Raw genomic sequence first — 19,291 nt, forward strand, 5'->3', positions numbered from 1 at the left:
AAATCACAAACAAGCCCTCACCGCCTGCGCACGGAAACTCCTCATCTACGCCAACACCGTCCTCGCCAGACAAGCCGAATGGATGCCCGCATCATAATGGTTGCTGAGCCTGTCGAAGGGCAGCGTTCCACACGGGCCGGGGCTTCGACAGGCTCAGCCCGAACGGACGAGACGATATTATTGCGAGTCGGTTTCGCTTTTCGCAACAAGCCACCTGCACTACATAGGGGTCCATGCCCCGCAAGATCGACCTCGAAGCCCTTTGCAACCAGAAGGGCCTGCGCATCACCGAACAGCGCCGCGTCATCGCGCGCGTGCTGTCCGAAGCCGAAGACCATCCCGACGTCGAGAAGGTCTACGAGCGCGCCTCGGCGATCGATCCGGGCATCTCGATCGCGACCGTCTATCGCACGGTGCGCCTGTTCGAGGAGGCGGGCATCCTCGACCGCCACGATTTCGGCGACGGCCGCGCGCGCTACGAACCCTCGCCCGAGGCGCATCACGACCATCTGATCGACGTCGAGACCGGCAAGGTCATCGAGTTCGTCGATCCCGAGCTGGAGCAGCTGCAGAAGGCGATCGCCGAGAAGCTCGGCTTCCGCCTCGTCGACCATCGCATGGAGCTGTACGGCGTCAGCCTCGACCGCAAGGGGTGAGCGGGCTGACCTTCATACTGCTGGGGACCGAGGTCTCGTGATCGGCGCGACGGCCTTCCTACCCACTCCGTCATCCCGGACGTGTTCCGGGGTCCACTCCGCGGCGAGGCAAACGGCTTGAGGAGAGACGTCGCGCCTGCGGCCCGGTGGACCCCGGAACAAGTCCGGGGTGACGAAGGGGTGGTGGCACCGACGATGCGTACATCGCGATGATCGCCAACCTCCGCCTATCGCTGCGTCTGTTGGCTTTGGTCGCCACCCTGCTCGCCGCGCTCGCGATCCACGGCCTGTGGCGGTTGTTTCGCCTGCCCTCGCCCTGGCCGCGGCTGTTCCTCGGTTCGGTCGCGCGGATCGTCGGGGCGCGGGTGCGGGTGGTCGGCACGCCGCTGAGGCGCGACGTGATGTTCCTTGCCAACCATTTGAGCTGGATCGACATTCTCGCCATCGCCGGCGCAACGGGGAGCGCGTTCGTTGCCAAGGGCGAGCTGGCGCGGGTGCCGCTGGTCGGCTGGTTGTGCACGCTCAACCGCACGATCTTCGTCGCGCGCGAGGACCGGTTGCAGGTGGCGGCGCAGATCGCCCGGCTGCGCGATGCGATCGGCGCGGGCTGGGGCGTCACCATCTTTCCCGAAGGGACGACAGGCGACGGCACCGCGTTGCTGCCGTTCAAGGCGTCATTGCTCGCCGCGCTCGATCCGCCGCCGCCGGGGCTGATGGTGCAGCCGATCCGCGTCGATTACGGCGCGGCGACCGGCGAGCTCGCCTGGGTCGGCGACGAACCGGGCCAGGCGCACGCGCTGCGTGTGCTGCGCCGGCGCAGGACGTTCCGGGTGACGCTGCACCTGCTCGAACCCTTCGATCCCGCCGTCATCGGCAACCGCAAGGCGATCGCCGCAGAGGCGCGCGCACGGATCGCCGCCGCCTGAGCGTCAATCGCGCCGTCGCGCGATCGGGTACCGCAACGGGCCGGTGATCGGATCGAGCGAGTCGACCCGCGCCTTGAAACAGGCCAGCGCGCTCGCGGTCGTGTCGTTCCCCTGCTTCACGCAGGCGCGCACGAGCACGTCCTGAACCGCTGGCTGTCGAACCCCGCCTGCTCGCCGATCAGCTGGTGCAGGATGCCGGGCGTGTCGCCGGCGCGGATGCAGCGGCGCCATTCCTCTCCGCGCCGCGGCGGCGGCATCGACCGGCCGGGCACCGTATCGACCAGACTATTCCGCGCCCGATCGCGGGCGACCATAGAGTTTTCCGCCATCCGACGCATGACGGAACAGCGGTGGCGACGCTTCGTTAGGGGCCCACGTCATTGGAGATTATCATGCGTAAATTCTTGATTTGCATCAGTTCTATTGCCCTCGCCGGCGTATCTGCCGGTGCGATGGCGCAGGATGGCGGCGCCATGGCGTCGTCTGGCATGACCATGCCGCCGATGATGGGCACGTCGTCGCAGAACTATGTCGCGATGGCCGCGGACAGCGACATGTACGAGGTCCAGTCGAGCAAGCTCGCGCTGACCAAGGCGAAGGCCAAGGCGACCAAGGACTTCGCGCGCGAGATGATCGCCGATCACATGAAGACCACCGCATCGCTGATGGCCGCGCTGCCCAAGACGCAGCCCAAGGTGATGAAGCCCGGCAAGATGCTGACCCCGGCCAACGCCGCCAAGATCGCCGCGCTGCGCAGCGCGTCCGCCGCCGATTTCGACGCGCTGTACATGCAGCAGCAGGCGGAGGCGCATCAGGCCGCCTGGGCGCTGCACAAGGGCTATGCCACCGACGGCCAGGACCCGGCGCTGCGCCAGGTCGCGATGGGCGCGGTGCCGATCATCGAGAAGCATATCGCGCACGCCAAAAGCGGCGCGATGAGCGGGATGTGATCCGGCCGACCGTCTTCCCCGGTGTGGGGGAGGACGGCCGCCTTCTTACCGTCGTCACCCCGGACTCGTTCCGGGGTCCACTCCGCGGCGAGGCGCACGGCTTGACGTGAAGACGTACGCTCGCGGCACGGTGGACCCCGGAACAAGTTCGGGGTGACGGCGGGTTTGGTACATGGGCATGTTTCATACCAAAGGGTTTGGCTGGCGACCGTCACCCACATCCTGTATGCGCGCGGCCATGACTCCCGCGGACAAACCCAAGACCTTCCACGTCAAATCGTTCGGTTGCCAGATGAACGTCTACGACGGCGAGCGCATGGCCGAACTGATGGCGGCGGACGGGATGACCGCGACCGCCGATCCCGATACCGCCGATCTGGTCGTGCTCAACACCTGCCACATCCGCGATCGCGCAACGGAAAAGGTCTATTCGGACATCGGGCGCTTACGCAAGAACGCGCGCGTCAACGAACGCGCCGCGCCGATGATCGCGGTTGCCGGCTGCGTCGCGCAGGCGGAGGGCGAGGAGATCGTTCGTCGCGCGAAGGTCGACGTGGTCGTCGGGCCGCAGGCGTATCACAACCTCCCCGCGTTGGTGGCGAGCGCCGCCGCCGGCACGCCCAGCCTCGACACCGACATGCCGTTGCTGTCGAAATTCGGCGCCCTCCCCGCGCGCCGCCGCGTCGGCCCTTCGGCGTTCCTGACCGTGCAGGAAGGGTGCGACAAATTCTGCACCTATTGCGTCGTGCCCTATACGCGCGGCGCCGAGGTCAGCCGGCCGTTCGCGGCGATCGTCGACGAGGCCAAGGCGCTGGTCGACGCCGGTGCGCGCGAGATCACGCTGCTCGGCCAGAACGTCAACGCGTGGGTCGATGGGACGCGCGGCCTGCACGACCTCATCCGCGTGCTCGACCGTATCCCCGGCCTCGCGCGCATCCGCTATACCACCAGCCATCCCAACGACATGGCGCAGGGCCTGATCGACGCACATGGCGACGTCGAGAGCCTGATGCCCTTCCTCCACCTGCCGGTGCAGGCGGGCAGCGACCGCGTGCTCAAGGCGATGAACCGCAGCCACGACACCGCCTCGTACCTGCGCCTGCTCGACCGCGTGCGCGCGGTGCGGCCCGATATCGCGCTGTCGGGCGACTTCATCGTCGGCTTTCCCGGCGAGACCGAGGCGGAATTCGCCGAGACGCTGCGCTTGGTCGAGGCAGTCGGCTACGCGCAGGCCTATTCGTTCAAATACAGCCCCCGCCCCGGCACCCCCGCCGCCGACATGGCGGGTGCGATCCCCGACGCGGTGATGGACGAGCGTCTGCAACGCCTGCAGGCGGCACTGGGCCGCGACCAGCAGGCGTTCAACCAGGCGAGCGTCGGCCGCAGCTGCGACGTGCTGATCGAGCGTCGCGGCAAATTGCCCGGCCAGATGCTCGGCAAGTCGCCGTGGCTGCAATCGGTGCATCTGATGACCGACGCGGCGATCGGCGACATGGTGTCGGTCGACCTGCTCTCCGCGGGGCCGGTGTCGCTGGCCGGTGCGGAGCGAGTGCGCGTCGCAGCCTGACGGCTACACGAAAGAAGGATGATTCACGCGGAGACGCGGAGGCGCGGAGAAGCAGAAGTGCTTGCGGTAACCGTCCGCGTAGCGGCTTTAGACGGCGCTGCCGGCAATTGGGATGGAAGGCGCTTCGCGCTGGGCAGGACACCTCCGCGTCTCCGCGCCTCCGCGTGAACCACCTTCTTCTTTCGGTCCTTGCGCGCCGCTTTTGCCGCTTCCCTTTCGCCCGCCCGCATCCCACATTCCCGTCATGCCATCACGGCATGAAAGGACCGCATGAGTCGCAAGCTCGTCCCCGCCCGCTCCGGTGAACGCAGCCGGGCGGAGGTTTTGTTCGACAAACCGCAATTGCTCGCCACGTTGTTCGGTCAGTACGACCAGAATCTGGTGGCCCTCGAAAACCGGTTGGGCGTCTATATCACCGCGCGCGGCAACCGCGTCGGGCTGGAGGGGAGCGCCGAGCATGTCGCGCTCGCCCGCGACGTGCTGCAGGACCTCTATCACCGGATGCAGCGCGGCGAGGAGATCGACACCGGCCTCGTCGACGCCTCGATCGCGATGGCGTCGGAGCCGACGCTGGACGGCATCGTCAGCACCGAGCGCGGCGCCATCCCCTCGGTGATGATCCGCACGCGCAAGAAGACGATCGTGCCGCGCACGCCGGCGCAGGCGCATTACATGCGCGAACTGACCAGCAACGACATGATCTTCGCACTGGGGCCGGCGGGCACCGGCAAGACCTATATCGCGGTCGCGCAGGCGGTGTCGCAGCTCATCACCGGCAGCGTCCAGCGCCTGATCCTGTCGCGCCCCGCGGTCGAGGCGGGCGAGAAGCTGGGCTTCCTGCCCGGCGACATGAAGGAGAAGGTCGATCCGTACCTGCGCCCGCTCTACGACGCGCTGCACGACTGCCTGCCCGCCGAGCAGGTCGAACGCCGCATCGCGAGCGGCGAGATCGAGATCGCACCGATCGCCTTCATGCGCGGACGCACGCTGGCGGATGCCTTCGTCATCCTCGACGAGGCGCAGAACACGACGCCGGCGCAGATGAAGATGTTCCTCACCCGCTTCGGCCAGAACAGCCGGATGGTGATCTGCGGCGATCCCAACCAGACCGACCTGCCCGGCGGCGTCGGCGCGTCGGGGCTGGCGGATGCGACGATGCGGCTGGACGGTGTCGAGGGCATCTCGATGACCCGCTTCACCGCCGCCGACGTGGTGCGGCATCCGATCGTCGGGCGGATCGTCGAGGCGTATGAGGGGCCGAATGCTTGACGGTCCCGTATATCCTTATTACCTGACGAGGATATACGGGAGGACGCATGGCATCCCTTTATATCAAGAACAGCGATACCGCCGATCTGGCAAGCGAGGTCGCGTCCCTGCTGGGCACCAGCAAGACCGCAGCGGTGCACGACGCCTTGCTGCACCGCAAGCGTGAACTCGAGCGGGCAGGCGCATTGACCATTCACGAGCGGATGGAGGCCTGGCGGCAGGCACATCCGCTGGGTGAACCGACCGGAATGGTGGCGGACAAGGCGTTCTACGATTCGCTGAACGACGAGGATGAGGATTGACCCTCTTCGTCGACGCGTCGGCCATGGTCGCGATGCTGGTCAAGGAACCGGAGCATTTCGAGCTGGAGGCACGGTTCGGGGCAGTCGATCGTCATCTCTACTCGGCCGTGTCGGCTTGGGAGGCGAGCCGCGCTCTCGCGAAGATCCGCTTCGTCACGATTATCGAGGCCTACGTGGAGGTCGAGGCGTTCGCGGCCGATTTTCGCATGGAGCTTGTATCGATTGGCGCGGCCGAGGCCGCCATAGCCGCCTCGGCCTATGATCGCTACGGCAAGGGCCGTCACCCCGCCCGCCTCAACATGGGCGACTGCTTCGCCTATGCCTGTGCCAAGACCCACGACGCACGCCTGCTCTACAAGGGCGACGATTTCTCGAAGACGGACCTCGCATGATCCACATCGAACTCGCCCGCGAAGAGCACTGGCCCCCCGACACCGACTGGGACGCGCTCGCGACCCGCGCGGTGCGCGCGGCGATCGAGGGGACGCCGCACGGCGACCTCCTCACCACCGCTGCCACGGTGGAGATCAGCGTGCGGCTGACCTCCGACGAGGAGGTGCGCACGCTCAACGCGCAATACCGGCACAAGGACAAGGCCACCAATGTCCTGTCCTTCCCGATGGTGCAGCCCGACCTGATCGACACGGTCAGCCAGAACAGCGACGATGGCGAGCTGCTGCTCGGCGACATCGTGCTGGCCTATGGTGTCTGCGCCGCGGAGGCGCTGGAAAAGGGCGTCACGGTGGAGGAACACGCCACGCACCTGCTGGTGCACGGCACGCTCCATCTGCTAGGCTACGACCATATGGGGGACGACGACGCCGAGGCGATGGAGGAGATCGAGCGCCAGGCGCTCGGCCGGCTCGGCATCGCGGACCCCTATCTGATACGCGAGGACTGACACCGCCGCCATGGCAGACGACCGAAGTAGCGCCGGCAACGGCGACTCCCACGATTCGAACATCTGGCGCGGGCTGCGCTCGCTGATCTTCGGCGGCGGTGCGGAGGAATCGCTCCGCGACCAGCTCGAGGAAGCGATCGACCGGCACGAGGACGATCCCGCCCCCGACGCCAAGGGCGACCTCACCCCGCTCGAGCGGCAGATGGTGCGCAACCTGCTCCATTTCGGCGAGCGCGACGCGGGCGACGTCGGCGTACCGCGTGCCGACATCGTCGCGGTCGAGGAGGCGACGACCTTCGCGCATCTGGTGCAGATCTTCGCCGAGGCGGGGCATAGCCGCCTGCCCGTCTATCGCGGCCAGCTCGATACGATCATCGGCATGGTCCATATCAAGGACGTCTTCAACATCCTGGCGACCGGCGCGGAGCATCCCGCCAGCATCGCCGGGCTGATCCGCGAGCCGCTGTACGTGCCGATGAGCCGCGGCGCGCTCGACCTGCTCGCCGACATGCGCCAGCGTCATGTCCATCTCGCGGTGGTGCTCGACGAATATTCGGGCACCGAAGGGCTGGTGACGATCGAGGATTTGATCGAAGAGATCGTCGGCGAGATCGAGGACGAGCATGACGAGGCGCCCGAGGCATTGCTGGTGCCGATCGACGGCGGCGCGTGGGAGGCCGACGCGCGCGCCGAGCTGGAGGATGCCGCCGAGCTGATCGACCCGCGGCTGGGCGAGGCGGACAGCGATGTCGATACGCTGGGTGGGCTCGCCGCGGTGCTCGCCGGCCATGTGCCGAAGGTCGGCGATTGCGTCGATCATCCCAGCGGCTGGAAGCTCGAGGTGCTCGACGCGGACGAACGCCGCATCCACCGGTTGCGGCTGCATCCGCCGGTCGCGCGCGAGGTCGAGGACGCCTGATCGGGAGCGTCATCCTCCGTTCGGCGAGCACGCCCATGCTGCGGGAAAACGGGAGGTGACGATGCGATCGGTGACGGGCCGAACCTCGGGGACGTTCCTGCTTGCCCTCACCCTTTCGGCGCTGCGCGCCGTTTTCCCTCTCCCATCGGGAGAGGGAAGAGACGGCGCAGCCGGCGATAGGGTGAGGGTGACACGGAATGCGCTGTTGTGCCTCGCCGCGTTGCTCCCCGCCCCGCGTCCGCGCAGGCATGGAGCACGATCCGGGCGACGCCTGCCTCGCCGGTCGATTATCAAGTCGCCAAGACGCGCGACGATATCCGCGATGGTCGCCGGGCCGGGCAGCTGAGCAAGGCCGAAGCGCGCGAGCTGCACCGCGAGAATGCGCGGGTCGGGGCGCTCGCCGGACGCTATGCCGAGGGCGGCACGACCGAGCCCGAACGTGCCTTCACGCAGGGCGCCGCGGAGGCGGTGCATGGGATCGTCGTAGCTAAGCGGTCGCGGTCGAAGCCCTGAAAATCCCTTCGTCACCCCGGACTTGTTCCGGGGTCCACCGGGCCGCAAACATACGGCAAGAGGCTCTGGCCGACCACTTCGCCGCGGAGTGGACCCCGGAACAAGTCCGGGGTGACGGAGGACGTGGAGACATGCAAAGCTCCCACCCCACTGATCGCCCCTGTCGATCACCGCCTTCGCGAATTCGCGTTTTCCCACTCTGTCCCGCTGCGGTAGCAATGGCGTCATACCAGCAGGGCGCGAGCCGTTGCGCACGCCCGCGATGATCGACCGAGGAGAGAAGCCATGGACGCCATTACCGAAGGCAGCCCGATCAACGATCCGCGCAAGCAGCCCGCCGCCAAGCGCCGCCTGCTCGGCCGCACCGCCAAAGACTGGTGGCCCGAATCGCTGTCGATCGACATCCTTCATCAGAAGGGCGTCAGCGGCAATCCGATGGGCGACGACTTCGACTATCGCAGCGAATTCCTCAGCCTCGACTACGACCAGCTGAAGGCCGATATCACCGCGCTGATGACCGACAGCCAGCCGTGGTGGCCGGCCGATTACGGGCATTACGGCCCCTTCTTCATCCGCATGGCGTGGCATAGCGCTGGCACCTATCGCACCGGCGACGGCCGCGGCGGCTCGTCCGCGGGCCAGCAACGGTTCGCGCCGCTCAACAGCTGGCCCGACAACGGCAACCTCGACAAGGCACGCCGCCTGCTCTGGCCGATCAAGCAGAAATACGGCCGCCAGCTGTCGTGGGCGGACCTGTTCATCCTCGCCGGCAACGTCGCGATCGAATCGATGGGCGGCCCGACCTTTGGCTTCTCCGGCGGCCGCGAGGACGTGTTCGAACCCGAGAAGGACGTCTATTGGGGCACCGAGGAGGAATGGCTCGGCCAGACCCGCATCGACGAGGAAGCCGGCCTCGCGCTCGAAAGCCCGCTCGCCGCGATCCAGCACGGCCTCATCTACGTGAACCCCGAAGGTCCGGGCGGCTGTCCGCATCCGCAGGGCTCGGCGCGCGACATGAAGGAGACCTTCGCGCGAATGGGAATGAACGACGAGGAAACGGTCGCGCTGACCGCCGGCGGCCATACTTTCGGCAAGGCGCATGGCGCGGGCGATCCCAAGCTCGTGGGTGTCGAGCCGGAGGGTTCGGACATCGCGTCGCAGGGCCTCGGCTGGACCTCCACCCACGAGAGCGGCATGGGCGATCACACGATCACCAGCGGCATCGAAGGCGCGTGGACGCCGACGCCGACGACGTGGGACATGAGCTATTTCGACATGCTCTTCGACCATGAATACGAACTGGTGAAGAGCCCGGCGGGCGCACACCAGTGGCAGCCGGTCGGCAATCCCGACGACACGCTCGCCCCCGCGGCGCACACCGCGGGCAAGCGCGTGCCGACGATGATGACGACCGCCGACATGGCGCTCAAGGTCGACCCGGCCTACAACGCGATCTGCCAGAAATTCCGCGCCGACCCGGCATACTTCGCCGATGCCTGGGCGCGCGCCTGGTACAAGCTGACGCACCGCGACATGGGGCCGAAGATCCGCCTGATCGGCCCGGAAGTGCCGGAGGAAGAGCTGATCTGGCAGGATCCGATCCCGGTCGCCGACTATCCGCAGATCGACGCCGGCGACGTCACCGACCTGAAGGCGGCGATCGCCAACGCCGACCTGTCGATCGAGGACCTCGTCACCACCGCGTGGGCCTCGGCCTCGACGTGGCGCGGATCGGACCATCGCGGCGGCGCCAATGGCGCGCGCATCCGCCTTGCCCCGCAAAAGGACTGGGAGGTCAACCAGCCCGAACAGCTCGCCCGCGTGCTCGGCGTCTATGAAGGCATCAAGGCGGACTTCGACGGTGCGCAGGAGAAAAACGGGGGCGTCAAGAAGGTGTCGATCGCCGACCTGATCGTGCTCGGCGGTTCGGTGGGGATCGAGGCGGCGGCGAAGGCGGCCGGTCATGCGATCGAGGTGCCCTTCACTCCCGGTCGCACCGACGCCTCGGCCGAACAGACCGATGCCGAGGGCTTCGACGTGCTCGAACCGCGCGTCGACGGCTTCCGCAACTATCTGCAGGTCCAGTTCAACGTGCCGACCGAGGAGCTGCTGGTCGATCGCGCCCAGCTGCTCGGCCTGTCGGCGCCGGAGATGACGGTGCTGGTCGGCGGCCTGCGCGTGCTGGGCGCCAACCATGCCAAGGCCAAGCAGCATGGCGTGTTCACCGACCGCCCGGGGCAGTTGACCAACGACTTCTTCGTCAACCTGCTCGACATGGGCACCGCATGGAAGCAGGTCAGCGACGAAAGCGACGAGGAATTCGTCGGCACCGACCGCGCGACGCACGAGCACCGCTGGACCGCGTCGCGCACCGATCTGGTGTTCGGCTCCAATTCGCAGCTGCGCGCGCTGGCAGAGGTCTATGCGACGAACGATGCGGGCGAGATGTTCGTCAGGCATTTCGTCCAGGCGTGGACGAAGGTGATGAACGCCGACCGCTACGACCTGCTGGCGGGGTAACCTGAGCGTGCTGTCGTTCAAGCGGCAGCACGCCATGTTGTCGAGTGAGGGAGGAGCGAAACCTCCCTCCACCCACCCGTCAGCCCGGACTTGTTCTGGGGTCTACTCTGCGGCCGGGCATAAAGCTGGAGCCGCTTGCCTCGCGCTTGCGGTTCGGTGGACCCCGGAACAAGTCCGGGGTGACGAGGTATTGCGAGAATAGGCCGCGACCCGGCGATCCGACACCGCCGATACCGGGAGCAGACCTTTTCCCTTCCGCGCGGGCCCCCGCCCTCCTATTGTCGTGCCATGCTGAAGCACGTCCTGCGCGTCGCCGCGCTCCTCGTCGTTATCGCCATCGGCGTCGTCGTCTATCTGGCGTGGCCCGACACCGCGCAGGTGCCGTTCGACCGGGTCACCGGCAAGCGCCCGTCGATCACCCAGCCGCGCATCCAGACGCTGCCGACCGTCAAGGTCGCCGACGTCGTCGGCTGGCAGGGCAACCAGACCCCCGTCCCCGCCGCCGGTTTAAGCGTGAAGGCGTTCGCCAAGGGTCTCGATCATCCGCGCTGGCTCTACCGCCTGCCCAACGGCGACGTGCTGGTCGCCGAGACCAACTCGCCCCCGCGCGAAGGCGGCGGCATCCAGGGCTGGGTGATGGGGCTGCTGATGGGCAAGGCGGGCGCGGGCGTGCCGTCGGCCAACCGCATCACGCTGCTGCGCGATGCGGACGGCGACGGCGTCGCCGAACAGCGCCACGTCTTCATGACGGGGCTCAACTCGCCGACCGGCATGGCGCTGCTCGGCGGCCAGCTCTACGTCGCCAACACCGATTCGGTGGTGCGCGTGCCCTATACCGAAGGCACGACGCGGATCGCGGCGAAGCCCGAACTGGTGGTCAAGCTCAATGGCGGCGGCAATCACTGGGCGCGCACGTTGGTCGCGGCGCCCGATGGCCGCACGCTGTTCGTCGGCGTCGGTTCGGCCTCGAACATCGCCGAAAACGGCCTTCCCGCCGAGAAATTCCGCGCCAACATCCTGCAGGTCTATCCCGAACAGAAGACGTTCCGCATCTACGCATCCGGCCTGCGCAATCCGCAGGGAATGGCGATCAGCCCGTTCAACCAGCAGCTGTGGACCGTCGTCAACGAACGCGACATGCTGGGGTCGGACCTCGCGCCCGATTATCTGACGCAGGTCGAACTGGGCGACCAGTTCGGCTGGCCGTGGTTCTACTGGGGCGGCTATCCCGACACGCGCGTCGATCCGCAGCGCCCGGAATTGCAGCAATATTCGAAGCGTCCCGATTACGCGCTCGGGCCGCACGTCGCGGCGCTTGGCCTGACCTTCGCCGGCGACGTGAAGCTGGGAGAACGGTTCGCGCAGGGAGCGTTCATCGGCGAACACGGCTCGTGGAACCGCAAGCCGGTGTCGGGCTACAAGGTGGTGTTCGTGCCGTTCGCTGCCCGCGGCTTCCCGGTCGAGGGCGCCAAGCCGGTCGACGTGCTGTCGGGCTTCCTCGACAAGGACGGCAAGGCGCAGGGCCGCCCGGTCGGCGTCATCGGCGACCGCACCGGCGCGTTGCTGGTGGCGGACGACGTCGGCAATACGATCTGGCGGGTGACGGCGGCGAAATAAGGAGCATCGCCCGCGTCGCCCCTGAAAACCGATGACGTCGCAAGCAACCGTTCGTGCTGAGCCTGTCGAAGCACAGGCGAGTCCCAATGCCCTTCGACAGGCTCAGGGCGAACGGTGAGGAATGTATCGGCCTGAAAGCATCATGCCTTAGGCATCACGCCCCCCAGACCGGGGTGGACGGGTTCGAAGGCTCCACTTTCGGCGGTGACCAGCGTTCCTACTTCGCCGCCCCGTCGGTGAATTTCACCGCGGTGCCAGTGGCGTTGGTCTTTCCCCAGCTGATCGCGGTGACGTGCGACCTGCCGTAGCTGGCGTGGATCACCGCATCCGCACCCATTTTGCGGGCACGCTCCCACAATTCGCGATAGACCTTCTGTTCGGATGCGGATTTGCTGAAGATCGTTGCCTTGCGCACGCCCGCCGACACGTCGCCGATCACGCGATAGGGCCGGTCGGTGATGTCGCCGGCGAAGACGGGGACGCCATCATAGGCATCGACGCTCACAGCTGGAGGCTTCGCCTCTTGCGCATATGCGCCAAAGGGCACTGCCGCTGCGAACAGCACGGCCAATCCGATCCGTTTCATACGCCCCTCCCCCCATGCATCCGCGCCATGCGGATATCGGGCAAAGGATGCATACCGACCGACGGCATGTCCAGCGATGTAAGGGATGGCGGTGGCCGCTATCGGCGGCCGCACAAGGGAACGAATGGTGGAGCCGAGGGGGATCGAACCCCTGACCTCTGCAATGCCATTGCAGCGCTCTCCCAGCTGAGCTACGGCCCCATCCGTTCCGGGAGGCGCCCCACTAGCGGGGGCGCCGGGGCATGGCAAGCGGTGATTTTCCGCCCGCCATGCCTTTTTATCGGATCAATGTTCGTCGTCTTCGGTGGGCGCTTCCACGCCCAGATCGTCGTCGCCGCCCAGATCGACCTCGTCGTCCGCCGAGGGCTCTTCCTCTTCGCCCAGCGCTTCCAGATCCTCGTCCTCACCTTCCAGGTCGCGATCGGCTTCCTTGGTGTCGGGCTTGGCCTGCTCGAAGGGGAGCGGCTGCTTGGATTTCAGGATCGGTTCGGGATTCCAGTGCGCCCCGCAATTGATGCAGGTGACGGGATCGTCCTTTTCGAGGTCGTAGAAGCGCGTCGCGCATTTCGGGCACGTACGCTTCGTGCCCCATTCCGGCTTAATCATGCCGTGTAATGCCTTTCGGAATTGGGTGTCGCAGGCTAAAGTCGCCCTTAGCCCGAGAGGTGGGCGGCGCCTTGCCATAGCGCAAGGTGGCTGTCAAAGCCCCCGCCCATGGCGCATCCCCTTCCCCAGACGCTGAGCATCGCCCCGCGCGGTGCGTTGACCGGCACGATCGCCGTGCCCGGCGACAAGTCGATCAGCCACCGCGCGCTGATGTTCGCCGCGCTCGCGGTCGGTACCAGCCGCATCGCCGGCCTGCTGGAGGGCGAGGACGTGCTCGCCACCGCCGCGGCGCTGCGCGCGATGGGCGCGACGATCGAGCGTACCGGCGAGGGGACATGGCAGGTGGACGGTGTCGGCGTCGGCGGGCTGCTCCAGCCCACCACCGCGCTGGAGATGGGCAACAGCGGCACCTCGACGCGGCTTCTGATGGGCCTCGTCGCCAGCCATCCGATCACCGCGACCTTCACCGGCGACGCCTCGCTGTCAGGACGCCCGATGGGCCGCGTTATCGATCCGCTGGCGCAGATGGGCGCGGACATCACCGCCAGCCCCGGCGGCAAGCTTCCGCTGATGGTTCGCGGCCTCTGCCCCGCGGTGCCGATCAGCTACACGCTCCCCGTCGCGTCGGCGCAGGTCAAGTCGGCGATCCTGCTCGCCGGGCTCAACACACCGGGGATCACCCGCGTCATCGAGCCGGTCGCGACGCGCGACCATAGCGAACGGATGTTGCGCGGCTTCGGCGCCGAGCTGACGATCGAGCGCACCAACGAAGGCCGCATCATCGCGATCCGCGGCGAAGCCGAGCTCAAGCCGCAGACGATCACCGTCCCCGGCGATCCGTCGTCCGCCGCCTTCTGGCTGGTCGCGGCGTCGATCGTCCCCGGCTCCGATATCGTCGTGCGCAACGTCGGGCTCAACGCCACGCGCACCGGCCTGATCGCCGCGCTGCGGCTGATGGGCGCCGACATCACCGAGCTCGACCCGCGTGACGTCGGCGGCGAGCCGGTCGCCGACCTGCGCGTCCGCCACACCCCCCTCACCGCGATCGACGTGCCGGAGACCCTCGCGCCGAGCATGATCGACGAATATCCGGTGCTGTTCGTCGCCGCCGCCTTTGCGCACGGCCGCACGCTCGCCCGCGGCGCACACGAACTGCGCGTCAAGGAATCGGATCGCATCGCCGCGATGAAGGCGGCGCTCGAAGCCTGCGGCGTCGCCATCGAGGAATTTGACGACGGCCTTGCCATCACCGGCACCGGCGGCGACCCCATCCCCGGCGGCGCGACCGTCGCCTCGCTGCTCGACCACCGCATCGCGATGAGCATGACCGTCGCCGGCCTCCACGCCGCACGCCCGATCACGATCGACGATGTGGCGCCCGTCGCGACCAGCTATCCCGCCTTCTATACATCGCTCGATGCGCTGACGGGGCGCGCATGATTATCGCGGTCGACGGTCCGGCGGCATCCGGCAAGGGCACGATCGCCAAGGCGCTCGCGCGCCATTACGGCCTGCCGCATCTCGATACCGGCCTGCTGTATCGCGCGGTGGCGCTGACCGTGCGGCGGCTGGAGCTGGACCCGGCGGTCGAGGCGGATGCGGTCGCCGCCTGCGACTTCGCCGAGGACCTGCTCGCCGACCCCGAACTGCGCGACGACGCGATCGGCCAGCTCGCCTCGATCGTCTCGGCGCATCCGCTGGTGCGCGCCGCGTTGCTCCAGCGCCAGAAGCGCTTCGCCCGCCAGCCCGGCGGCGCGGTGCTCGACGGCCGCGATATCGGCACGGTGATCGCGCCGGACGCCGATGCCAAATTGTTCGTCAAGGCGACGCCGCAGGTCCGCGCCCAGCGCCGCCACAAGGAGTTGCGGGGCCACGGCTCTGGCCTGAGCTTCGACAAGGTCCTCGCCGACATCCGCGCCCGCGACGCCCGCGACAGCAGCCGCTCCGCCGCTCCGCTGGTGATGGCGCAGGATGCCGCGTTGCTCGACACCAGCTTCCTGTCGATCGAGGCGAGCGTGCAGAAGGCGATCGCCCTGGTCGAAGCGCGCCGCGGCGCGACGCCCGCGACCTGAGCGACTGTCGTCAGGCGGGCAGCGCCGCGGCGATGCTGGCGGACAGCGGCGTGGTCGGCCGGCCGATCAGCGCGGACAAGGCACGCCCGTCGTCGAACAGCGCGCCACCGGCGGCGGCACGATCGTAGCTGGCGAGCGCCCCGGCGAACGGTTCAGGCAAACCGGCACCGACCAGCGCGGCGGCATAATCGGCCTCAGGCAGGTCGACATAGGGAATGGCTCGCCCCGCCTGCCGCGACAGTTCCGCGGCGAGATCGGCCAGCGTGAAGGCGGTGTCGCCGGCCAGTTCATAGGTGCGGCCGGCGTGGCCGCCATCGGCGAGGACCACCGCCGCCGCCTCGGCATAATCGGCGCGTGCCGCCGCTGCGATCCGCCCCTCGCCTGCGCTGCCGATGGACGCGCCGTGTGCCAGTGCCGGCGGCACCGACTGTGTGTAATTTTCGGTGTACCAGCCGTTGCGCAGGATGGTGTGGGCGACGCCCGACTTCGCCAGCATCGCCTCGGTCTTGCGATGTTCGCCGGCGAGCGACAGCGTCGACGTGTCGGCATGGAGCAGGCTGGTATAGACGATATGGCCGACGCCCGCCGCCTGCGCCGCGGTGACGACGTTGCGATGCTGCCGCTCGCGCTGGCCGACCGCGCTGCCCGACACGAACATCAGCGTGGTCACCCCCGCCAGCGCCGGCGCCAGCGTGGCGGGATCGTCATAGTCGAACCGCCGCACCTCGATGCGGAGGTCCGCCGCCTTCTCGGGCGAGCGGGCGAGGCCGATGATGGGGATGTGCGGCGCACGGGTGCGTAGCGCCTGCACGATGAGGCGGCCGAGCTGGCCCGGCAGACCGGTGATGGCGATCGTCATAGCATGCTCCATGTCGTTGCGGATGAGGCATCGCGCTGTAGACGCAGCACTTACGATCGGTAAGTACGCACATGTTTGTTAGTGCGGAACGACAGCCATGACCCAGCCCCCTTCCCTGTCCGACCGGTTGCGGCGTGGCGACGTGCTCGCCGCCGCCTGTCCCTCGCGCGAGGTGCTGCGCCATGTCACCGGCCGCTGGGCGGTGCTGATCCTGATCGTGCTGGAGGAGGGAACGCAGCGGTTCAGCGCGCTGCGCCGCCGCGTCGACGGGGTCAGCGAGCGCATGCTGGCGCAGACGCTCAAGCATCTGGAACACGACGGCCTCGTCGCGCGCGTATCACATGCGGTGGTGCCGCCGCACGTCGACTATACGCTGACGCCGCTGGGCGAGGAGGCGGCGGCGCACGTCCGGCGGCTGGCCGATTGGGTCGAGGCGAACGTGCCGCAGATCGTCGCCGCGCGCGGCTGAGCCCGCGGCTCCCGCTCACCTTGCCAAAACGCAGGTTTTCTCCTATGGCCCGCCCGTCCGGCGAGCAGGCGCTCGCGGAGGTAGGCGTGATCGGCTGGACCGGTCGCGCCCTTTTCGCATGACGCGCATCGCTTGCCTCCGTGTGTTCCCGCCCGATGGATGCCGCGATCGGCATGGGGTCGCCGCGGCGTTTTCAGCCAAGACCAGCGGAACCAACCGCTTGGCCGGAAACAGATAAACCCGAGGACACTCTAACCCTATGGCTACCCAGCCCACTCCTACGCGCGACGATTTCGCCGCGATGCTCGACGACATGTTCGGCGGTGCCGACAGCTTCGAGGGCCGTGTCGTTCACGGCACCGTCACCGCCATCGAAAACGACCTTGCCGTCATCGACGTCGGCCTGAAGTCCGAAGGCCGCGTGCCGCTGCGCGAATTCGCCGCACCGGGCCAGAAGGCCGACCTGAAGGTCGGCGACGAAGTCGAAGTGTACGTCGACCGCGTCGAGAACATGCATGGCGAAGCGATGCTCAGCCGCGACCGCGCCCGCCGCGAAGCCGCCTGGGACAAGCTGGAGCTGGAATTCAGCAAGACCGCGCGCGTCGAGGGCGTGATCTTCGGCCGCGTCAAAGGCGGCTTCACCGTCGATCTGTCGGGCGCCGTCGCGTTCCTGCCGGGCAGCCAGGTCGATATCCGCCCCGTCCGCGACGTCACGCCGCTGATGGACATTCCCCAGCCGTTCCAGATCCTGAAGATGGACCGCAAGCGCGGCAATATCGTCGTGTCGCGTCGCGCGGTGCTGGAAGAGACCCGCGCCGAGCAGCGTTCGGGCCTGATCCAGAGCCTGGCCGAGGGTCAGATCATCGACGGCGTCGTCAAGAACATCACCGATTACGGTGCGTTCGTCGACCTCGGCGGTATCGACGGCCTGCTGCACGTCACCGACCTCAGCTACAAGCGCGTCAATCATCCGTCCGAGATGATCGCGATCGGCGACACCGTGAAGGTGCAGATCATCCGCATCAACAAGGACACGCAGCGCATCAGCCTCGGCATGAAGCAGCTCGAGTCGGATCCGTGGGACGGCGCGAGCGCCAAGTATCCGATCGGCGCCAAGCTGTCGGGCCGCGTCACGAACATCACCGAATACGGTGCGTTCGTCGAGCTGGAAGCGGGCATCGAAGGCCTGGTCCACGTGTCGGAAATGTCTTGGACCAAGAAGAACGTCCATCCGGGCAAGATCGTCAGCACGTCGCAGGAAGTCGACGTGGTGGTGCTCGAGGTCGACGAGGACAAGCGTCGCATCAGCCTCGGCCTCAAGCAGGCGCAGAACAATCCTTGGGAGGCGTTCGCCGCCGCCCATCCGATCGGTTCGACCGTCGAGGGCGAAGTCAAGAACGCGACCGAATTCGGTCTGTTCATCGGCCTGGACAACGACGTCGACGGCATGGTCCACATGTCGGACATCGCCTGGGGCGTGTCGGGTGAGGATGCCCTCAACCTGCACCGCAAGGGCGAGACGGTTCAGGCGATCGTGCTCGACATCGACGCCGAGAAGGAGCGCATCAGCCTCGGCATGAAGCAGCTCGAGCGCGGCGGGCCTTCGGCCGGCGGCATCGCGGCGGCTGGCGACAAGCTGAACAAGAATGCGGTCGTCACCGTGACGGTGCTCGAAGTCCGCGACGCGGGTCTCGAAGTCCAGCAGGGCGACGATGGCGCGACCGGCTTCATCAAGCGCACCGACCTCGGTCGCGATCGCGACGAGCAGCGTCCGGAGCGTTTCCAGGTCGGCCAGAAGTTCGACGCGATGGTCACCGGTTTCGACCGGTCCAAGAAGCCGACCTTCTCGGTCAAGGCGATGCAGATCGCCGAAGAGAAGCAGGCGGTCGCCCAGTACGGTTCGTCCGATTCGGGCGCGACGCTCGGCAACATCCTGGGCGAGGCGCTGAAGGCCCGCTCGGACGCCGAAAAGAAGTAACTACGCTAGGGGCCGGCGCACGGATGCGTCGGCCCCATAGTTTTTATTGGATCGTATTCGAAACGGTTCTATAGGCGAGCGGACTTGATCTCTATCAACCTCGAAGCGATTCCGAGGGGGGCTTTGCGATGATCCGTTCTGAATTGGTCCAGAAGTTGTGCGACCATAATCCCGGCCTCGCCAGCCACGACGTCGAGACGATCGTGACGACGTTCTTCGACGAGATTTCCCACCGCCTTGCCGCCAACGGTCGCGTCGAACTGCGCGGGTTCGGGGCCTTTTCGACCCGCGCGCGCGATGCCCGCGTCGGTCGCAATCCGCGCACCGGCGAAACCGTCGACGTCGATGCCAAGCGCGTCCCCTATTTCAAGCCCGGCAAGGAAATGCGCGCGCGCCTCAACGTCTGACGCGCCGGTCGCTGCCCGTCTTCGGTCGGCGCACGCCGCATAGCGACTTGACGCCCGCGCCCGGCTGGGCTTGTCGTCACCCGGTGCGCGGACGTGGCGAAATCGGTAGACGCAGCCGACTTAAAATCGGCTTCCCCTGGAGTGCGGGTTCGAGTCCCGCCGTCCGCACCATCC

The 19,291-nt window shown here is 67.4% G+C and carries 21 protein-coding genes and 2 tRNA genes; 18 read left to right on the top strand and 5 right to left on the bottom strand.

Annotated features, from left to right (window positions below; translation table 11 throughout):
- Window positions 1–233 precede the first annotated feature (233 nt).
- A complete protein-coding gene (locus M9979_RS13745; protein ID WP_179509007.1) occupies window positions 234–656 on the top strand; it encodes a Fur family transcriptional regulator in 423 nt (140 codons plus the stop codon).
- 242 nt (window positions 657–898) lie between these two features.
- Window positions 899–1,582: a lysophospholipid acyltransferase family protein gene (locus M9979_RS13750; protein ID WP_254289931.1), complete on the top strand. Its 684-nt coding sequence runs from the start codon at window positions 899–901 to the stop codon at window positions 1,580–1,582.
- A gap of 116 nt (window positions 1,583–1,698) precedes the next feature.
- Here the strand turns inward: M9979_RS13750 and M9979_RS13755 are convergent, their stop codons facing one another.
- Window positions 1,699–1,896 (bottom strand): hypothetical protein, encoded by a 198-nt coding sequence (locus M9979_RS13755; protein WP_254289932.1) that lies wholly within the window; start codon window positions 1,894–1,896, stop codon window positions 1,699–1,701.
- 78 nt (window positions 1,897–1,974) lie between these two features.
- Here M9979_RS13755 and M9979_RS13760 point away from each other — a divergent pair, with 78 nt between their 5' ends.
- From M9979_RS13760 to M9979_RS13805, 10 genes are all read left to right on the top strand, one after another.
- Window positions 1,975–2,532 carry a DUF4142 domain-containing protein gene (locus M9979_RS13760; RefSeq protein WP_254289933.1) on the top strand — a complete coding sequence of 186 codons (558 nt, stop codon included), beginning with the start codon at window positions 1,975–1,977 and terminating at the stop codon, window positions 2,530–2,532.
- A 238-nt stretch (window positions 2,533–2,770) separates the two neighbouring features.
- Window positions 2,771–4,099: a tRNA (N6-isopentenyl adenosine(37)-C2)-methylthiotransferase MiaB gene (miaB, locus tag M9979_RS13765; protein ID WP_254289934.1), complete on the top strand. Its 1,329-nt coding sequence runs from the start codon at window positions 2,771–2,773 to the stop codon at window positions 4,097–4,099.
- A 270-nt stretch (window positions 4,100–4,369) separates the two neighbouring features.
- The gene (locus M9979_RS13770) at window positions 4,370–5,368 is read left to right on the top strand and encodes a PhoH family protein (protein ID WP_254289935.1); all 999 of its coding nucleotides are present in this window, start codon (window positions 4,370–4,372) and stop codon (window positions 5,366–5,368) included.
- A gap of 47 nt (window positions 5,369–5,415) precedes the next feature.
- Window positions 5,416–5,670, top strand: a complete 255-nt coding sequence (locus tag M9979_RS13775; protein WP_254289936.1) for a type II toxin-antitoxin system VapB family antitoxin — start codon at window positions 5,416–5,418, stop codon at window positions 5,668–5,670.
- A complete protein-coding gene (locus M9979_RS13780; RefSeq protein WP_254289937.1) occupies window positions 5,667–6,062 on the top strand; it encodes a type II toxin-antitoxin system VapC family toxin in 396 nt (131 codons plus the stop codon). The genes M9979_RS13775 and M9979_RS13780 overlap by 4 nt, the downstream gene beginning before the upstream one ends.
- Window positions 6,059–6,571, top strand: a complete 513-nt coding sequence (gene ybeY / locus M9979_RS13785; RefSeq protein WP_254289938.1) for an rRNA maturation RNase YbeY — start codon at window positions 6,059–6,061, stop codon at window positions 6,569–6,571. Before M9979_RS13780 ends, ybeY begins: the two co-directional genes overlap by 4 nt.
- Before the next feature lie 10 nt (window positions 6,572–6,581).
- Complete coding sequence (locus M9979_RS13790) at window positions 6,582–7,490, top strand: hemolysin family protein (protein WP_254289939.1); 909 nt, start codon at window positions 6,582–6,584, stop codon at window positions 7,488–7,490.
- A 207-nt stretch (window positions 7,491–7,697) separates the two neighbouring features.
- Window positions 7,698–8,003: a hypothetical protein gene (locus M9979_RS13795; protein WP_254289940.1), complete on the top strand. Its 306-nt coding sequence runs from the start codon at window positions 7,698–7,700 to the stop codon at window positions 8,001–8,003.
- Between the two features lie 285 nt (window positions 8,004–8,288).
- Complete coding sequence (gene katG / locus M9979_RS13800; RefSeq protein ID WP_254289941.1) at window positions 8,289–10,523, top strand: catalase/peroxidase HPI; 2,235 nt, start codon at window positions 8,289–8,291, stop codon at window positions 10,521–10,523.
- 288 nt (window positions 10,524–10,811) lie between these two features.
- The gene (locus M9979_RS13805) at window positions 10,812–12,140 is read left to right on the top strand and encodes a PQQ-dependent sugar dehydrogenase (RefSeq protein WP_254289942.1); all 1,329 of its coding nucleotides are present in this window, start codon (window positions 10,812–10,814) and stop codon (window positions 12,138–12,140) included.
- A gap of 217 nt (window positions 12,141–12,357) precedes the next feature.
- On the opposite strand, the gene M9979_RS13810 is transcribed toward M9979_RS13805, so the two are convergent.
- The 3 genes from M9979_RS13810 to M9979_RS13820 form a co-directional block, all read right to left on the bottom strand.
- Complete coding sequence (locus M9979_RS13810; RefSeq protein WP_254289943.1) at window positions 12,358–12,645, bottom strand: heavy metal-binding domain-containing protein; 288 nt, start codon at window positions 12,643–12,645, stop codon at window positions 12,358–12,360.
- Between the two features lie 206 nt (window positions 12,646–12,851).
- Window positions 12,852–12,927 (bottom strand) — tRNA-Ala (locus M9979_RS13815).
- A gap of 84 nt (window positions 12,928–13,011) precedes the next feature.
- The gene (locus M9979_RS13820; RefSeq protein ID WP_254289944.1) at window positions 13,012–13,332 is read right to left on the bottom strand and encodes a TIGR02300 family protein; all 321 of its coding nucleotides are present in this window, start codon (window positions 13,330–13,332) and stop codon (window positions 13,012–13,014) included.
- A 108-nt stretch (window positions 13,333–13,440) separates the two neighbouring features.
- Here M9979_RS13820 and aroA point away from each other — a divergent pair, with 108 nt between their 5' ends.
- Both aroA and cmk read left to right on the top strand, forming a co-directional pair.
- On the top strand, window positions 13,441–14,772 hold the full coding sequence (aroA, locus tag M9979_RS13825) for a 3-phosphoshikimate 1-carboxyvinyltransferase (protein ID WP_254289945.1): 1,332 nt from the start codon (window positions 13,441–13,443) through the stop codon (window positions 14,770–14,772).
- The gene (gene cmk, locus M9979_RS13830) at window positions 14,769–15,404 is read left to right on the top strand and encodes a (d)CMP kinase (protein WP_254289946.1); all 636 of its coding nucleotides are present in this window, start codon (window positions 14,769–14,771) and stop codon (window positions 15,402–15,404) included. The genes aroA and cmk overlap by 4 nt, the downstream gene beginning before the upstream one ends.
- 10 nt (window positions 15,405–15,414) lie before the next feature.
- Here cmk and M9979_RS13835 read toward each other — a convergent pair whose 3' ends face one another.
- Window positions 15,415–16,263, bottom strand: a complete 849-nt coding sequence (locus M9979_RS13835; RefSeq protein WP_254289947.1) for an SDR family oxidoreductase — start codon at window positions 16,261–16,263, stop codon at window positions 15,415–15,417.
- Window positions 16,264–16,360: 97 nt separating this feature from the next.
- On the opposite strand from M9979_RS13835, the gene M9979_RS13840 reads away from it, so the two are divergent.
- From M9979_RS13840 to M9979_RS13855, 4 genes are all read left to right on the top strand, one after another.
- The gene (locus M9979_RS13840) at window positions 16,361–16,732 is read left to right on the top strand and encodes a winged helix-turn-helix transcriptional regulator (protein WP_254289948.1); all 372 of its coding nucleotides are present in this window, start codon (window positions 16,361–16,363) and stop codon (window positions 16,730–16,732) included.
- 259 nt (window positions 16,733–16,991) lie between these two features.
- The gene (gene rpsA / locus M9979_RS13845; RefSeq protein ID WP_254289949.1) at window positions 16,992–18,710 is read left to right on the top strand and encodes a 30S ribosomal protein S1; all 1,719 of its coding nucleotides are present in this window, start codon (window positions 16,992–16,994) and stop codon (window positions 18,708–18,710) included.
- 128 nt (window positions 18,711–18,838) lie between these two features.
- The gene (locus tag M9979_RS13850) at window positions 18,839–19,117 is read left to right on the top strand and encodes an integration host factor subunit beta (RefSeq protein WP_254289950.1); all 279 of its coding nucleotides are present in this window, start codon (window positions 18,839–18,841) and stop codon (window positions 19,115–19,117) included.
- Between the two features lie 87 nt (window positions 19,118–19,204).
- Window positions 19,205–19,288, top strand: a tRNA-Leu gene (locus tag M9979_RS13855).
- Window positions 19,289–19,291 lie beyond the last annotated feature (3 nt).

The organism is Sphingomonas liriopis (genome assembly GCF_024211255.1).
GTDB lineage: Bacteria > Pseudomonadota > Alphaproteobacteria > Sphingomonadales > Sphingomonadaceae > Sphingomonas > Sphingomonas liriopis.

What these genes read in the sequence shown, in the direction of transcription:
- M9979_RS13790 (WP_254289939.1), top strand. Translation starts at nt 6,582, where the DNA reads ATGGCAGACGACCGAAGTAGCGCCGGCAACGGCGACTCCCACGATTCG.
- cmk (WP_254289946.1), top strand. Translation starts at nt 14,769, where the DNA reads ATGATTATCGCGGTCGACGGTCCGGCGGCATCCGGCAAGGGCACGATC.
- ybeY (WP_254289938.1), top strand. Translation starts at nt 6,059, where the DNA reads ATGATCCACATCGAACTCGCCCGCGAAGAGCACTGGCCCCCCGACACC.
- katG (WP_254289941.1), top strand. Translation starts at nt 8,289, where the DNA reads ATGGACGCCATTACCGAAGGCAGCCCGATCAACGATCCGCGCAAGCAG.
- M9979_RS13840 (WP_254289948.1), top strand. Translation starts at nt 16,361, where the DNA reads ATGACCCAGCCCCCTTCCCTGTCCGACCGGTTGCGGCGTGGCGACGTG.
- M9979_RS13805 (WP_254289942.1), top strand. Translation starts at nt 10,812, where the DNA reads ATGCTGAAGCACGTCCTGCGCGTCGCCGCGCTCCTCGTCGTTATCGCC.
- M9979_RS13755 (WP_254289932.1), bottom strand. Translation starts at nt 1,896, where the DNA reads ATGGTCGCCCGCGATCGGGCGCGGAATAGTCTGGTCGATACGGTGCCC.
- rpsA (WP_254289949.1), top strand. Translation starts at nt 16,992, where the DNA reads ATGGCTACCCAGCCCACTCCTACGCGCGACGATTTCGCCGCGATGCTC.
- M9979_RS13850 (WP_254289950.1), top strand. Translation starts at nt 18,839, where the DNA reads ATGATCCGTTCTGAATTGGTCCAGAAGTTGTGCGACCATAATCCCGGC.
- M9979_RS13820 (WP_254289944.1), bottom strand. Translation starts at nt 13,332, where the DNA reads ATGATTAAGCCGGAATGGGGCACGAAGCGTACGTGCCCGAAATGCGCG.
- aroA (WP_254289945.1), top strand. Translation starts at nt 13,441, where the DNA reads ATGGCGCATCCCCTTCCCCAGACGCTGAGCATCGCCCCGCGCGGTGCG.
- M9979_RS13835 (WP_254289947.1), bottom strand. Translation starts at nt 16,263, where the DNA reads ATGACGATCGCCATCACCGGTCTGCCGGGCCAGCTCGGCCGCCTCATC.
- miaB (WP_254289934.1), top strand. Translation starts at nt 2,771, where the DNA reads ATGACTCCCGCGGACAAACCCAAGACCTTCCACGTCAAATCGTTCGGT.
- M9979_RS13760 (WP_254289933.1), top strand. Translation starts at nt 1,975, where the DNA reads ATGCGTAAATTCTTGATTTGCATCAGTTCTATTGCCCTCGCCGGCGTA.
- M9979_RS13745 (WP_179509007.1), top strand. Translation starts at nt 234, where the DNA reads ATGCCCCGCAAGATCGACCTCGAAGCCCTTTGCAACCAGAAGGGCCTG.
- M9979_RS13770 (WP_254289935.1), top strand. Translation starts at nt 4,370, where the DNA reads ATGAGTCGCAAGCTCGTCCCCGCCCGCTCCGGTGAACGCAGCCGGGCG.
- M9979_RS13775 (WP_254289936.1), top strand. Translation starts at nt 5,416, where the DNA reads ATGGCATCCCTTTATATCAAGAACAGCGATACCGCCGATCTGGCAAGC.